We start from the raw sequence: 12,757 nt of genomic DNA, 5'->3' as shown, positions 1-12,757 counted from the left end.
TGTGCGGGATAGCATTCGGAAATTATTGGAGCTTATTTCGCTACGCTATTTTTCATTAAACGATTCAGCATTCGAAACATTGAATTTTCGTTTTTTAGTTGTCTTTTTATTGATAATTAATTGTTAACTAATTGTGTGTTTTTCGCAATGGTTATACCAATTGTCCCTTTTGCGGTATGCTGGGGCACCCTTTCGTTATAACGCCCACTCCGTGCGGCTTCCGTCTGGAAACGCGACATAATTTGCAACACTTGTGACATGTGCGGCAGAACCCAGTAACACCTTCCTGACACAGGGCTAATGATGTTTACAGTAATGTAACCTTCCCGTAAAATGCCCCCACACTTTAAACGCCACCAGACTCCCGTGGAATTGAGGTCGTTAAATGAGACTCAGGAAATACAATAAAAGTTTGGGATGGTTGTCATTATTCGCAGGCACTGTATTACTCAGTGGCTGCGATTCTGCACTACTAGACCCCAAAGGACAGATTGGACTGGAACAACGTTCATTGATACTGACGGCTTTTGGCCTGATGTTGATTGTGGTTATTCCTGCCATCTTGATGGCTGTTGGTTTCGCCTGGAAGTATCGTGCGAGCAATAAAGATGCGAAGTATAGCCCTAACTGGTCACACTCCAATAAAGTGGAAGCTGTGGTCTGGACGGTACCTATTCTGATCATCCTGTTCCTTGCTGTACTGACCTGGAAAACCACTCACGCACTTGAGCCGAGCAAACCGCTGGTTCACGATGAAAAACCCATTACCATTGAAGTGGTCTCCATGGACTGGAAATGGTTCTTCATCTATCCAGAACAGGGCATTGCTACCGTGAATGAAATCGCCTTCCCGGCGAACACTCCGGTTCAGTTCAAAGTGACCTCCAACTCCGTAATGAACTCCTTCTTCATCCCACGTCTGGGCAGCCAGATTTACGCGATGGCCGGTATGCAGACTAACCTGCATCTGATTGCGAATGAAGCAGGCACCTACGACGGTATCTCCGCCAGCTATAGTGGCCCGGGCTTCTCGGGTATGAAGTTCAAAGCTATCGCTACGCCAGACCGCGCGACTTTCGACCAGTGGGTTGCAAAAGCGAAGCAGTCTCCAAACACCATGTCTGACATGGCGGCGTTCGAAAAAGTGGCTGCACCTAGCGAATACAACAAGGTGGAGTACTTCTCTAACGTGAAACCGAATCTGTTCAAAGATGTTATTGGCAAATTTATGGATCACGGCATGAGCATGGACATGACCCAGCCTGAAGGCGAGCACAACACGCACCAGGGTATGGAAGGCATGGACATGAGCCACGCGGAAACCGCTCACTAAGGGGCCGAGGAAGAAAATGTTCGGAAAATTGACATTGGATGCGGTGCCGTACCATGAACCCATTATCATGGTTACGATTGCTGCAATTATCATTGGTGGCGCGGCCTTAGTTGGCCTGATCACTTACTTCGGTAAGTGGAGCTACCTGTGGAACGAGTGGCTGACTTCGGTTGACCACAAAAAACTCGGCATCATGTACTGCATCGTCGGTATCGTCATGTTAATTCGTGGCTTTGCGGATGCAATCATGATGCGTAGCCAGCAGGCGCTTGCGTCTGCGGGCGAAGCCGGATTCCTGCCACCGCACCACTACGATCAGATCTTTACCGCTCACGGCGTTATCATGATCTTCTTCGTGGCGATGCCGCTGGTAATCGGTCTGATGAACGTTGTCGTTCCGCTGCAAATCGGCGCGCGCGACGTTGCGTTCCCGTTCCTGAACAACCTGAGCTTCTGGTTCACCGTTGTCGGCGTTATCCTGGTTAACCTGTCACTGGGTGTGGGCGAATTTGCTCAGACCGGCTGGTTGGCCTACCCGCCACTTTCGGGAATTGAGTACAGTCCGGGCGTGGGCGTTGACTACTGGATTTGGGCGCTTCAGCTCTCCGGTGTCGGTACCACCCTGACCGGTATTAACTTCTTCGTGACCATCCTGAAGATGCGTGCACCAGGTATGACGATGTTCAAGATGCCAGTATTTACCTGGGCATCTCTGTGCGCCAACGTCCTGATTATCGCGTCGTTCCCAATTCTGACCGTCACCATCGCGCTGCTGACCCTGGATCGCTATCTGGGTACCCATTTCTTCACGAATGATATGGGTGGCAACATGATGATGTACATCAACCTGATTTGGGCCTGGGGTCACCCGGAAGTGTACATCCTGGTTCTGCCGGTGTTCGGTGTGTTCTCCGAAATCGCGGCAACCTTCTCGCGTAAACGTCTGTTTGGTTACACCTCTCTGGTGTGGGCAACCGTGTGTATTACCGTCCTGTCGTTCATCGTCTGGCTGCACCACTTCTTCACCATGGGTGCGGGCGCCAACGTAAACGCCTTCTTCGGTATTACCACTATGATTATCGCGATCCCGACCGGGGTTAAGATCTTCAACTGGCTGTTCACCATGTACCAGGGCCGTATCCAGTTCCACTCAGCGATGCTGTGGACCATCGGCTTCATCGTGACCTTCTCCGTAGGTGGGATGACCGGCGTGCTGCTGGCGGTTCCGGGCGCTGACTTTGTCCTGCACAACAGTCTGTTCCTGATTGCGCACTTCCATAACGTTATCATCGGCGGCGTCGTCTTCGGCTGCTTCGCAGGTGTGACCTACTGGTGGCCAAAAGCGTTCGGTTTCACCCTGAACGAAAAATGGGGCAAACGCGCGTTCTGGTTCTGGATCATCGGCTTCTTCGTGGCGTTTATGCCGCTGTACGTGCTGGGCTTCATGGGGATGACCCGTCGTCTGAGCCAGCAGATCGATCCGCAGTTCCATCCGATGCTGATGATTGCAGCGGGCGGCGCCGCGCTGATTGCCTGCGGTATCCTGTGCCAGCTGATTCAGTACTACGTGTCTATCCGTGACCGTAACCTGAACCGCGACCTGACCGGTGACCCGTGGGGTGGCCGTACGCTGGAGTGGTCTACCTCTTCTCCACCTCCGTTCTATAACTTTGCCGTAGTGCCGCACATTCATGAGCGTGACGCATTCTGGGAAATGAAAGAAAAAGGTGAAGCGTACAAGCAACCTGAACATTACGAAGAGATCCATATGCCGAAAAACAGCGGTGCGGGCATCGTGATTGCCGCCTTCGCAACGGTATTTGGTTTCGCAATGATCTGGCACATCTGGTGGATGGCGATTGTTGGCTTCGCTGGCATCGTAATCAGCTGGATTGTGAAGAGCTTTGACGAGGACGTGGACTACTACGTACCAGTCCGTGAAGTTGAAAAGCTGGAAAACCAGCATTTTGACGAGATTTCTAAAGCGGGGCTGAAAAATGGCAACTGATACTCTGGCGCACTCGACTGCCCACGCGCATGAACATGCGCACCATGATACAGGACCGACGAAAGTCTTCGGTTTCTGGATCTACCTGATGAGCGACTGCATCCTGTTCTGCTGTCTGTTCGCAACCTATGCCGTTCTGGTGAACGGCACAGCGGGCGGCCCGACCGGTAAGGACATCTTTGAGCTGCCGTTCGTTCTGGTTGAAACCGCACTGCTGTTATTCAGCTCCATCACCTACGGCATGGCGGCTATCGCCATGTACAAAAACAACAAAAGCCAGGTTGTTTCCTGGCTGGCGTTGACCTGGTTGTTTGGTGCTGGCTTTATCGGGATGGAAATCTATGAATTCCATCACCTGATTGCGGAAGGCTTTGGTCCGGATCGCAGTGGCTTCCTGTCAGCGTTCTTCGCGCTGGTCGGCACCCACGGTCTGCACGTGACCTCTGGTCTGATCTGGATGGCAGTGCTGATGTTCCAGATCTCCCGTCGCGGCCTGACCAGTACTAACCGTACCCGTATCATGTGCCTGAGCCTGTTCTGGCACTTCCTGGACGTGGTATGGATCTGTGTGTTCTCTGTTGTCTATCTGATGGGGGCGATGTAATGAGTCATTCTAACGATCATGGCGCTTCCCACGGCAGCGTAAAAACCTACATGACAGGTTTCATCCTGTCGATCATCCTGACGGTGATCCCGTTCTGGATGGTGATGAACGGTTCTGCATCTAAGCCGGTTATCCTGGGCGCAATCCTGGTGACCGCAGTGATTCAGATTCTGGTGCATCTGGTTTGCTTCCTGCACATGAACACCAAGTCCGATGAAGGCTGGAACATGACGGCCTTTATCTTTACCGTGATTATCATCGCTATCCTGGTAGTCGGTTCCATCTGGATTATGTGGAACCTTAACTACAACATGATGGTTCACTAAGAGCGGCGAGTATGTTTAAGCAATACCTGCAAGTCACGAAACCAGGCATCATCTTTGGCAACCTGATCTCCGTAATCGGAGGGTTCCTGCTGGCCTCTAAAGGCAGCATTGATTACACCCTCTTTATTTACACGCTGGTCGGTGTGTCACTGGTGGTTGCGTCCGGTTGTGTATTTAACAACTACATCGACATGGATATCGACAAGAAGATGGAAAGGACCAAAAATCGGGTGCTGGTTAAAGGCCTGATTGCTCCTTCCGTCTCGCTGGTGTACGCCACCTTGCTGGGTATTGCTGGCTTTATGCTGCTGTGGTTTGGTGCTAACCCGCTGGCCTGCTGGCTGGGGGTGATGGGGTTCGTGGTGTATGTAGGCGTCTACAGCCTGTATATGAAACGCCACTCCGTCTACGGCACGCTGATTGGTTCTCTCTCCGGCGCTGCGCCGCCGGTGATTGGCTACTGCGCCGTCACGAACGAGTTCGACAGCGGTGCGCTGATCCTGCTGGCTATCTTTAGCCTGTGGCAGATGCCGCACTCCTACGCCATCGCGATTTTCCGCTTTAAGGATTATCAGGCAGCGAACATTCCGGTTCTGCCGGTCGTGAAGGGCATCTCAGTTGCCAAAAACCACATCACGCTGTACATCATCGCTTTTGCCGTGGCAACGCTGATGCTCTCTCTGGGCGGTTACGCCGGATATAAATATCTGGTGGTGGCCGCTGCGGTGAGCGTCTGGTGGCTCGGCATGGCTCTGCGCGGATACAAAGTGGAAGATGACAAGGTCTGGGCACGCAAGCTGTTTGTGTTCTCGATTGTCGCCATCACCTCCCTGTCCGTGATGATGTCCGTAGACTTCATGGTGCCAGATTCACAAAGCCTGCTGACGTACGTCTGGTAAGAAGACTGAAGTAAAAACGCCGGGTTTAACCCGGCGTTTTTTATTGGTACGGCGTAACCCCTTTCTTTAACAGTATATTGCCGTATTTCGCTGTCTCGCCTGTCACCACAATGGCGTACGCTTTCTGTGCCCGCGCATAAAACGCATAACGGTCAATACGCGTAATCCCCTCCCCTTCCGCCTCACCAAAGAGTGCGTTGCGATAGCGTGCTTCTACCTGTATATCGAGCGTATCCCCGTCGACAGGGGCCATCATCACCAGCGGTGGCGCATAGCTGTCGAGTTCAAACAGCGGTATCACCGCGGCCAGCAAATCGCTGATGAGCAGGCCATCTGCGCGGATCGTCTTTGGCCCCAGGCTGTGCGCGGGAAAGTGAGCGTCTGCAAAAATAATCTCGTCACCATGGCCCATCTCTGCCAGCGTTTTCAGCAGCTCGGGTGAAATCAGTGGGGATATCGTTTTAAGCACGGCTTTGTTCCTCAGGATAGAAATAACGGTAACGATAGTGGACCCGATCGCGAGCAGCCTCAGCGCTGGCCGTTTCTCCGACGCCCCACCATCCGTACAAAGATGCTCCCAGCACGGTCGTATCTGCATCTTCAAGAACCTTCACCGGGATCCCAAGCGCATTGGACTTGAGCTGATTCCACAACATATTGCGGCTACCTCCCCCCACCAGCAGGAGTTCACGCGCCTTAAATTGCGCGATCGCCTCCAGCGCCTGGAGTTTTTCTTGCAGATGCACCGTGAGTCCTTCCAGGGCTGCGCGGTAAAAATGGGCTGGCGTGGTGGTGAGCGTAACGCCCTGCCAGCCGGCGAGCGGAGAATCGAGCAACTGGGTATTCATCGTGACGCCATCCGCCCCGTACGGAATTGCCGCCGCCTGATCCAGAATAGTGTCCCAGTTGACATCAGGCGACCAGAACAGCGCGCGGATCCACTCCAGTACGCCAGACGCCAGATATTGCATTCCCGGATTATAGAGCCCCGTCCGGCTATCCAGTTCGCAGGTCGCGCCCGGGTATTGCCCCAGTAAAGCGGTATCAACCTGCGAGGTGCGCGCCATTAAAATCTCCCAGGTTCCCGAAGAGAGAACCGGCTCATTAATTCCCGCACCGGCGCCAAAAAGGGCAAACTGCGTATCGTGCCCGGCGGAGATCACCGGCACACCGCAAGGCAATCCGAGTCTGGATGCAGCGTCGGGCTGCAGTTCACCCATCATCTCTCCGGGGGAAACCAGCGGCGGGAAAAGGGAATGAGGCACGCCGATCTTGCTTAAGATCGTTTCGCTGAAGCACCGCTGATGCAGATCGAACATCTGACTGGTACCGGCCATCGTGAGATCGGTCGTCATTTTTCCGGTCAGGCGATGGTTGATTAGCGAGGAGATAAAAAGCCAGGCGTGAGCACGCTGTAACAGATCGGGATGGTTGTCCTGAAGCCAGCCTAGCTTATACAACGTGTTGAAACTAAACTGCCCAACGCCGGTGATCTGCTGTAGTTCAGCCGGGGAGCACAAACGGGCAACCGCTTCCATCACCGGCACGGTCCGTGGACATTTCCAGCTGATGATCGGGTAAAGCAGTTCTCCGCGCTCATCTACCAGCGCGCCATCCACGCCAAAGGTCGTCACACTCATTCCGCACAGTTGATGCTTGCTCAGCACTGCGCTGATTTTCTGACAACAGACGGCAAAACGTTGCATGATGGCGTCGAGCGACCACTGGTGCCAGGCCGGATTTTCAGCGGCACTTTCGCTTTCGTTCGCCACCGAGGCTCGCGCCACAATATTCCCTTCAGGATCCAGCGCAATGGCGCGCACGTTCGTCGCGCCACAATCGAGAACCAGAAAACATTTTTTCATTGCGGTCCCCACAGGCTGCCAGTCCGCCGGAGCAGGCTGGCAAACCGGCTTATTGTTTGTATAACGGTCCGTAATTTTCACAGGCGCGGTAATCCTGCCCTTCCGGATCCATACCGTGAGCGCCCCAGGCCGTCGGCCGATAAATCAGCGCCTCCGGTACGTTATGCATGCACACGGGAATGCGCAGCATGGACGCCAGGGTGATGAAATCAGCACCGACGTGCCCGACGGTTAGCACCCCGTGGTTAGCCCCCCAGTTCGCCATCACTGAATAGACGTCGCTGAACGGGCCTTTACCGGTCAGACGTGGGGCAAACCAGGTGGTGGGCCAGGTTGAATCGGTGCGCTTATTCAGAATGTCATGTACTTGTTCCGGCAGCTCAACACTCCAGCCTTCCGCTATCTGTAATACCGGGCCCACCCCCTTGATGAGGTTTACGCGGGTCATGGTAAATGGCACGCCACCTCGGGTGAGGAAGTTTGATGAGAAACCGCCCCCGCGAAAGTATTCATGCACCGCCGGACACCAGTGGGTTGCGGCCAGGCACGCGTTGGCTTCCTGCTCAGTAATGTCCCAGTGTGGTTTCAGGGTCGGTTTCCCCTCGGCATCTTTCTGCTCCGCTGTACCGTCCAGTGCCGCCGAGCCGGAGTTGATCAGATGAATAATGCCCTGCTCAGCCCGTCCAGTGAGTTTCTGGCCGGTAACACGCTCAACCGACTCTGGCGACCAGTAGGTGCGCACGTCGGCAAAGATTTGCGCTGTACCGGTCATCAGATGTCCAAACAGCATTGCTACCCCGTTCAGGCTGTCATTTTCCGTCGCCACCACCAACGGCTGGCGAATACCGTTCCAGTCAAAGGAGCTGTTCAGCAGCGCCTCTGCGGTATCGCCATTTGGATACTGATCCGTCCAGTGGCGCTGTCCCTGGAACCCGGACGCGATGGCGTTATAGCCCAGAGATTCCTCCACGCGGCCCATCGCAGCGAGTTTTGGGTTACCCTGCATCATGTCGCGGATGCACATCGCCATCAGCAGACTCTCCCGCAGGATCGCGGCATTCTCCTGTTCATTGCGACGATACTGCTCCGCGTTTTTATCCTCGCCGAAACGGAAATGTGCTTGCGCCCAGTCCAGGGCCAGCTCAAGTTCTTGCTCGTCGTAAATCTTATGATCGATGCGGCGACGCAGTTCGGTCATATCCACCGCCTGCACCTTCATCCCCAGCCAGGATTCAAAGAAGTTGTGATCGACAATCGAGCCCGCAATCCCCATCGAGACGCCGCCCACCGACAAATAACTTTTCCCCTTCATGCTGGCGACCGCCAGGCCCGCCCGGGCGAAGCGCAACAATTTTTCTTCGACGTCTGCCGGGATGGTCTCGTCGCCCGCATCCTGTACATCGTGGCCATATATGGAAAACGCCGGGATCCCTTTCTGGTTATGCGCCGCCAGTGCCGCCGCGAGATATACTGCCCCCGGACGCTCGGTGCCGTTAAAGCCCCAGATCGCTTTCGGACGCAGCGGATCCATATCAATGGTTTCACTCCCGTAACACCAGCAGGGGGTGACGGTGATCGTCAGACCAACGTGGCACGTGCTGAACTTCTCTTCGCAAGCGGCGGACTCCGCCATTCCGGCAATGCAGCTATCGGCAATTACGCACTCAACGGGCGTACCGCAGGGGTGGCGTAATTTTTCACTGACTAGCGCCGCCGTGGCTTTCGCCATGTTCATGGTCTGCTCTTCCAGAGACTCGCGTACGCCCATTCGGCGGCCATCAATAACAGGTCGAATGCCAATACGGGGTAACGCTTTTATCGTTTTCATAGCCCTTCCTCACGTTGGTTAACCTATCCGTCTCAGGGGCATAGCCGTGAAAAAGCGCCCAGGCAGCGCCGTGAACGGAAAGTGGTGAAATTTGCTAACTCGAATTAGCTTAGGGTTCACACTAAAAATGAGACAAGATAAATGTGCAGGATCTGTGAGCAGTTTCACGATGAGAGGTCAAAATTCGATCAGCGTCAGGTATTACGATTCAGCAAAAACTAAACATATCGTTTAAATTCAATCAAATAACAAAATACCTTTGCACGACGTCACAATTTGAATACAAATGATTTGGCTAAATTATAACCCTAAAATAGCTTTTAAGGACGAAAGCTAAGTCGAGTTAGCTTATTAACTAAATCACTGTGGCTTGTGATTCATTGCCTTTCCAACACAGGAATTTTGCAATGTCAGAGACTCTTATTCAGATGACGTGCATTACCAAACGCTTTCCCGGCGTGCTGGCGCTGAATCAGGTTGATTTCGATTTACGCTGCGGCGAAGTTCATGCCCTCTTAGGTGAAAACGGTGCCGGCAAATCGACGCTGATGAAAATTTTATCCGGTGTTTACCAACCTGATGCCGGTGAAATTCGCTTTGAAGGGCAATCTGTATCATTCAGCGATCCGCTAAGTGCTCAGCATGCAGGTATTACGATTATCCATCAGGAATTTAATCTCTTCCCCGATTTAACCGTGGAAGAGAATATCTTTATTGGCCGTGAATTCTGCAAAAATAGTCGCTGGCAGTTAGATAAACGCGCCCAGCGACAGGCGGTTGAGAAAATACTGCACACGCTGAATTTAAAAATCGCCCCGGACGCCCGCGTCAGTGAATTAACCGTAGCCCAGCAGCAGATGGTGGAAATTGCCAAAGCGATTTCGGTCAATGCCAAAGTGCTAATCATGGATGAACCCACCGCCGCGCTGACCGAAAGTGAAATCGAGAGTTTGTTTGACGTCACGCGGATGCTCAAGGCTCAGGGCACGGGGATTGTCTACATCTCGCACCGTCTGGAAGAGCTGGCGCTGATCGCCGATCGCGCGACCGTCATGCGCGACGGACAATACATCGCCACCGTAGATTATGAAACGGTTCAGATCGGCGAGCTTATCGCCATGATGGTTGGCCGCAATCTCGATAACATCTACCCAAAACGCCCGCCGCATCAGCGCAGAGAAAAAGTGCTGGAGGTGAACGGCCTGACGCGTAATGGTGTACTGCATGACATCAACTTTACCCTCTGGCGCGGTGAGATCCTCGGTCTCGCTGGCTTAATGGGCGCAGGCCGAACTGAACTGGGCCGGGCCCTGTTTGGCGCCGATGCGATTGACGCTGGCACCCTGACGCTGAACGGCACCCCCACACGTATTAAAGACGTGGCTGACGCCATTGAGAAAGGCATCAGCTATTTAACAGAAGACCGCAAAAAAGAGGGACTCGCCCTCGGCCTTTCTGTTGAGATGAACATTATGCTCGGCAATTACCCAGACTACGCTGGCGCCGCGGGTAATGTCGATGAAAAACGCTGCCGGGAGTCCAGCCAGAAACTGGTGGATACGCTGCGAATAAAAACGCCACATCTGGAACAGGCGGCACTGAATTTAAGCGGCGGTAATCAACAGAAGATCATTATTGCCCGCTGGGTCTGCAAAGACACCGATATTTTAATTTTTGATGAGCCAACCCGGGGAATTGACGTTGGCGCCAAGCTGGAAATCTACGAATTAATGAATCGCCTTGTCGCTAAAGGTAAATCGATCATCATGATTTCATCCGAACTGCCGGAAGTATTAGGAATGTGCGACCGCATACTCGTGATGCGCAGCGGCCGCATTGCCGGCGAAATAGCGGCTGAGCACGCCACCCAGGAAAAAATCATGCAATACGCCACGCTGGAGGATTAATCATGTCCGTTACCGTTCCATCGCCGCAAAGCGGAAGTCATACGATGAAAATAAATAAAGCGCTCCTGATGCGTCTGGCGCCTCTTTTTAGCCTGGTATTGCTGGTTCTGTTTTTCAGCTTCAGCTCTCCGTTCTTCTTTAATACTGAAAATATCATGACTATCGCCCTGCAAACGGCGGTGATTGGCATCATGGCCATTGGCGTGACCTTTGTGATTATTACCGCCGGGATCGACCTGTCACTCGGATCGGTGGTGGCGTTCTCAGGGGTTGCGGTGGGCATCGCCGCCGGGTTTGGTATGCCGTTGCCGGTCTGTATTCTGGCAGGCGTGCTCGCAGGCGGACTTTGCGGCTATGTGAACGCGTTTCTGGTCACCAAAATGACCATACCACCGTTTATTGCCACCCTCGGCTTAATGATGTCGGTACGCGGCATCAATATGGTGATGACCGATGGCCGCGCGATTTATTTTTCTGACTACCCGCAGTTCAAGCTGCTAGCACAGGGTCGCCTGTTCGACGTTCTGCCTTATCCGGTGTTCTACCTGGTCATCGTGGCACTGATCGCCATGTGGATCCTGAAGAAAACGGTGATGGGCCGCTATATCTACGCTGTCGGCAGCAATGAAACGGCGGCACACCTTTCCGGGATCAAAGTCCAGCGAGTGAAAATTTTCGTTTACGCCTTCTGCGGCCTGTTAACCGGCGTGGCCGGGGTGATCCTCGCCTCTCGTCTCAACTCAGGCCAGCCAACCGTGGGCGTGGGTTATGAGCTGGAAGCCATTGCGGCGGTAGTGATCGGCGGTACCAGTCTGATGGGCGGCGTGGGCACGATTGGCGGCACCATCATAGGCGCGTTCATTATGAGCGTGCTGAAAAACGGCCTCAATCTCATGGGCGTGTCCCAGTTCTGGCAGATGATGGCGATGGGCGTGGTCGTCGTTGCCGCCGTCTACCTGGACACGTTACGTAAAAGAATGCGTTAGGTTCTCGATACAACAAGCCCTGCCAACCCTACAACGGAGCAAAATAATGAAAACCAGCCATATCCTGAGCGCCCTGTCGCTCGTTGCCATCCTGTCCAGCAGCGCGCTGGCAAAAGATTTAAACCTGCCGGTGGTCAGTAAAGGTTACCAGCACGAATTCTGGCAGACGGTCAAAATGGGAACGGAAGCTGCCGCAAAAGAGTTGGGTGACAAAACCAGCTACGTTGGCCCTGCTGATGAAACGCAAATCGCCGAACAGATCCAGTTAGTCGAAAACACCATGGCACAAAAGCCAAACGGCCTGTTGCTGGCCGCACTTGATGCAAACGCCCTTGCCCCGCTGGTCGAAACCGCCAACAGCCGGGGGATCAAAGTGGTGACCTTCGACTCGGGCGTGAACTCGGATATCCCGGCCAGCTTTGTCGCCACCAATAACCGTAAGGCGGGCGCACAGGCTGCGGATGCGCTGGCGGAGCAGGTAGGCCAGAAGGGGAAAGTGGGTATTATCGCCCACGTAGCCGGGACGACGTCCGCCATTGAGCGCTCTGAAGGGTTCAGCGAGCGGATGAAAGAGAAGTACCCGAATATTCAGGTACTGCCGGTGCAATACAGCGATGGCGACCCGCAAAAAGCGATGGATAAAACCATTGATATGGTTCAGGCCAACCCGGATATCGCCGGTATTTATGCCACCAACGAAGGCTCAACCCTGGGCGTTGCGAACGCTATCGACAGCCAGAATCTGAAGGGCAAAGTAAAAGTCATCGGTTTTGACAGCACCGAAGCCATCATTAACTTCCTTAAAAACGGTGTGATTCAGGGCTTCGTGGTGCAGGACGCCTATCAGATTGGTTATCAGGGCATAAAAGCGCTGAACGCGGTGATTTCCGGACAGACGGTGGCCAAAGAAATTGATATTCCAGTGAAATATGTCAATGCGCAGAATATCAACACGCCTGAAATTGATAAACTGCTGCATCCGTTTGGTAAAAAATAAGGAA

11 protein-coding genes are annotated in these 12,757 nt (G+C 53.5%); 8 read left to right on the top strand and 3 right to left on the bottom strand.

Going from position 1 to position 12,757, the window contains the following annotated elements:
• Positions 1-385: 385 nt before the first annotated feature.
• Genes cyoA through cyoE form a run of 5 tightly spaced genes read left to right on the top strand, consistent with a single transcriptional unit; the run spans position 386 to position 5,170 of the window.
• Positions 386-1,333 carry a cytochrome o ubiquinol oxidase subunit II gene (gene cyoA, locus ACQG03_RS05425; RefSeq protein WP_006809886.1) on the top strand — a complete coding sequence of 316 codons (948 nt, stop codon included), beginning with the start codon at positions 386-388 and terminating at the stop codon, positions 1,331-1,333.
• A 16-nt stretch (positions 1,334-1,349) separates the two neighbouring features.
• Positions 1,350-3,341 carry a cytochrome o ubiquinol oxidase subunit I gene (gene cyoB, locus ACQG03_RS05420; protein ID WP_006809887.1) on the top strand — a complete coding sequence of 664 codons (1,992 nt, stop codon included), beginning with the start codon at positions 1,350-1,352 and terminating at the stop codon, positions 3,339-3,341.
• Positions 3,331-3,945, top strand: coding sequence for a cytochrome o ubiquinol oxidase subunit III (locus tag ACQG03_RS05415; RefSeq protein ID WP_022647243.1), 615 nt, complete (start codon positions 3,331-3,333; stop codon positions 3,943-3,945). The genes cyoB and ACQG03_RS05415 overlap by 11 nt, the downstream gene beginning before the upstream one ends.
• Positions 3,945-4,271 carry a cytochrome o ubiquinol oxidase subunit IV gene (locus tag ACQG03_RS05410; protein WP_006809888.1) on the top strand — a complete coding sequence of 109 codons (327 nt, stop codon included), beginning with the start codon at positions 3,945-3,947 and terminating at the stop codon, positions 4,269-4,271. Before ACQG03_RS05415 ends, ACQG03_RS05410 begins: the two co-directional genes overlap by 1 nt.
• 11 nt (positions 4,272-4,282) lie before the next feature.
• Positions 4,283-5,170 (top strand): heme o synthase, encoded by an 888-nt coding sequence (cyoE, locus tag ACQG03_RS05405; RefSeq protein ID WP_022647242.1) that lies wholly within the window; start codon positions 4,283-4,285, stop codon positions 5,168-5,170.
• 40 nt (positions 5,171-5,210) lie between these two features.
• On the opposite strand, the gene fucU is transcribed toward cyoE, so the two are convergent.
• From fucU to fucI, 3 genes are read right to left on the bottom strand one after another with little or no spacing between them, the layout of a single operon-like run.
• The gene (fucU, locus tag ACQG03_RS05400; protein ID WP_022647241.1) at positions 5,211-5,639 is read right to left on the bottom strand and encodes an L-fucose mutarotase; all 429 of its coding nucleotides are present in this window, start codon (positions 5,637-5,639) and stop codon (positions 5,211-5,213) included.
• Positions 5,632-7,035: an L-fuculokinase gene (gene fucK, locus ACQG03_RS05395; protein ID WP_063163465.1), complete on the bottom strand. Its 1,404-nt coding sequence runs from the start codon at positions 7,033-7,035 to the stop codon at positions 5,632-5,634. Before fucK ends, fucU begins: the two co-directional genes overlap by 8 nt.
• Before the next feature lie 49 nt (positions 7,036-7,084).
• Complete coding sequence (gene fucI, locus ACQG03_RS05390) at positions 7,085-8,863, bottom strand: L-fucose isomerase (RefSeq protein WP_063163466.1); 1,779 nt, start codon at positions 8,861-8,863, stop codon at positions 7,085-7,087.
• Positions 8,864-9,270: 407 nt separating this feature from the next.
• Here fucI and ACQG03_RS05385 point away from each other — a divergent pair, with 407 nt between their 5' ends.
• The 3 genes from ACQG03_RS05385 to ACQG03_RS05375 are packed head-to-tail and all read left to right on the top strand — an operon-like array spanning position 9,271 to position 12,753.
• A complete protein-coding gene (locus ACQG03_RS05385) occupies positions 9,271-10,770 on the top strand; it encodes a sugar ABC transporter ATP-binding protein (RefSeq protein WP_023299446.1) in 1,500 nt (499 codons plus the stop codon).
• Positions 10,771-10,772: 2 nt separating this feature from the next.
• The gene (locus tag ACQG03_RS05380) at positions 10,773-11,756 is read left to right on the top strand and encodes an ABC transporter permease (RefSeq protein ID WP_063163467.1); all 984 of its coding nucleotides are present in this window, start codon (positions 10,773-10,775) and stop codon (positions 11,754-11,756) included.
• A 46-nt stretch (positions 11,757-11,802) separates the two neighbouring features.
• Complete coding sequence (locus ACQG03_RS05375) at positions 11,803-12,753, top strand: ABC transporter substrate-binding protein (protein WP_000858088.1); 951 nt, start codon at positions 11,803-11,805, stop codon at positions 12,751-12,753.
• The last annotated feature ends 4 nt before the right edge of the window (positions 12,754-12,757 follow it).

The organism is Enterobacter cloacae complex sp. 342H5 (genome assembly GCF_050030905.1).
Taxonomy (GTDB): Bacteria; Pseudomonadota; Gammaproteobacteria; order Enterobacterales; family Enterobacteriaceae; genus Enterobacter; species Enterobacter intestinihominis.
This window is presented reverse-complemented; position numbering and strand designations above follow the sequence as displayed.

Coding starts and splice junctions, on each gene's coding strand:
- cyoA (WP_006809886.1), top strand. CDS start 386: ATGAGACTCAGGAAATACAATAAAAGTTTGGGATGGTTGTCATTATTC.
- cyoB (WP_006809887.1), top strand. CDS start 1,350: ATGTTCGGAAAATTGACATTGGATGCGGTGCCGTACCATGAACCCATT.
- ACQG03_RS05415 (WP_022647243.1), top strand. CDS start 3,331: ATGGCAACTGATACTCTGGCGCACTCGACTGCCCACGCGCATGAACAT.
- ACQG03_RS05410 (WP_006809888.1), top strand. CDS start 3,945: ATGAGTCATTCTAACGATCATGGCGCTTCCCACGGCAGCGTAAAAACC.
- cyoE (WP_022647242.1), top strand. CDS start 4,283: ATGTTTAAGCAATACCTGCAAGTCACGAAACCAGGCATCATCTTTGGC.
- fucK (WP_063163465.1), bottom strand. CDS start 7,035: ATGAAAAAATGTTTTCTGGTTCTCGATTGTGGCGCGACGAACGTGCGC.
- fucI (WP_063163466.1), bottom strand. CDS start 8,863: ATGAAAACGATAAAAGCGTTACCCCGTATTGGCATTCGACCTGTTATT.
- ACQG03_RS05385 (WP_023299446.1), top strand. CDS start 9,271: ATGTCAGAGACTCTTATTCAGATGACGTGCATTACCAAACGCTTTCCC.
- ACQG03_RS05380 (WP_063163467.1), top strand. CDS start 10,773: ATGTCCGTTACCGTTCCATCGCCGCAAAGCGGAAGTCATACGATGAAA.
- ACQG03_RS05375 (WP_000858088.1), top strand. CDS start 11,803: ATGAAAACCAGCCATATCCTGAGCGCCCTGTCGCTCGTTGCCATCCTG.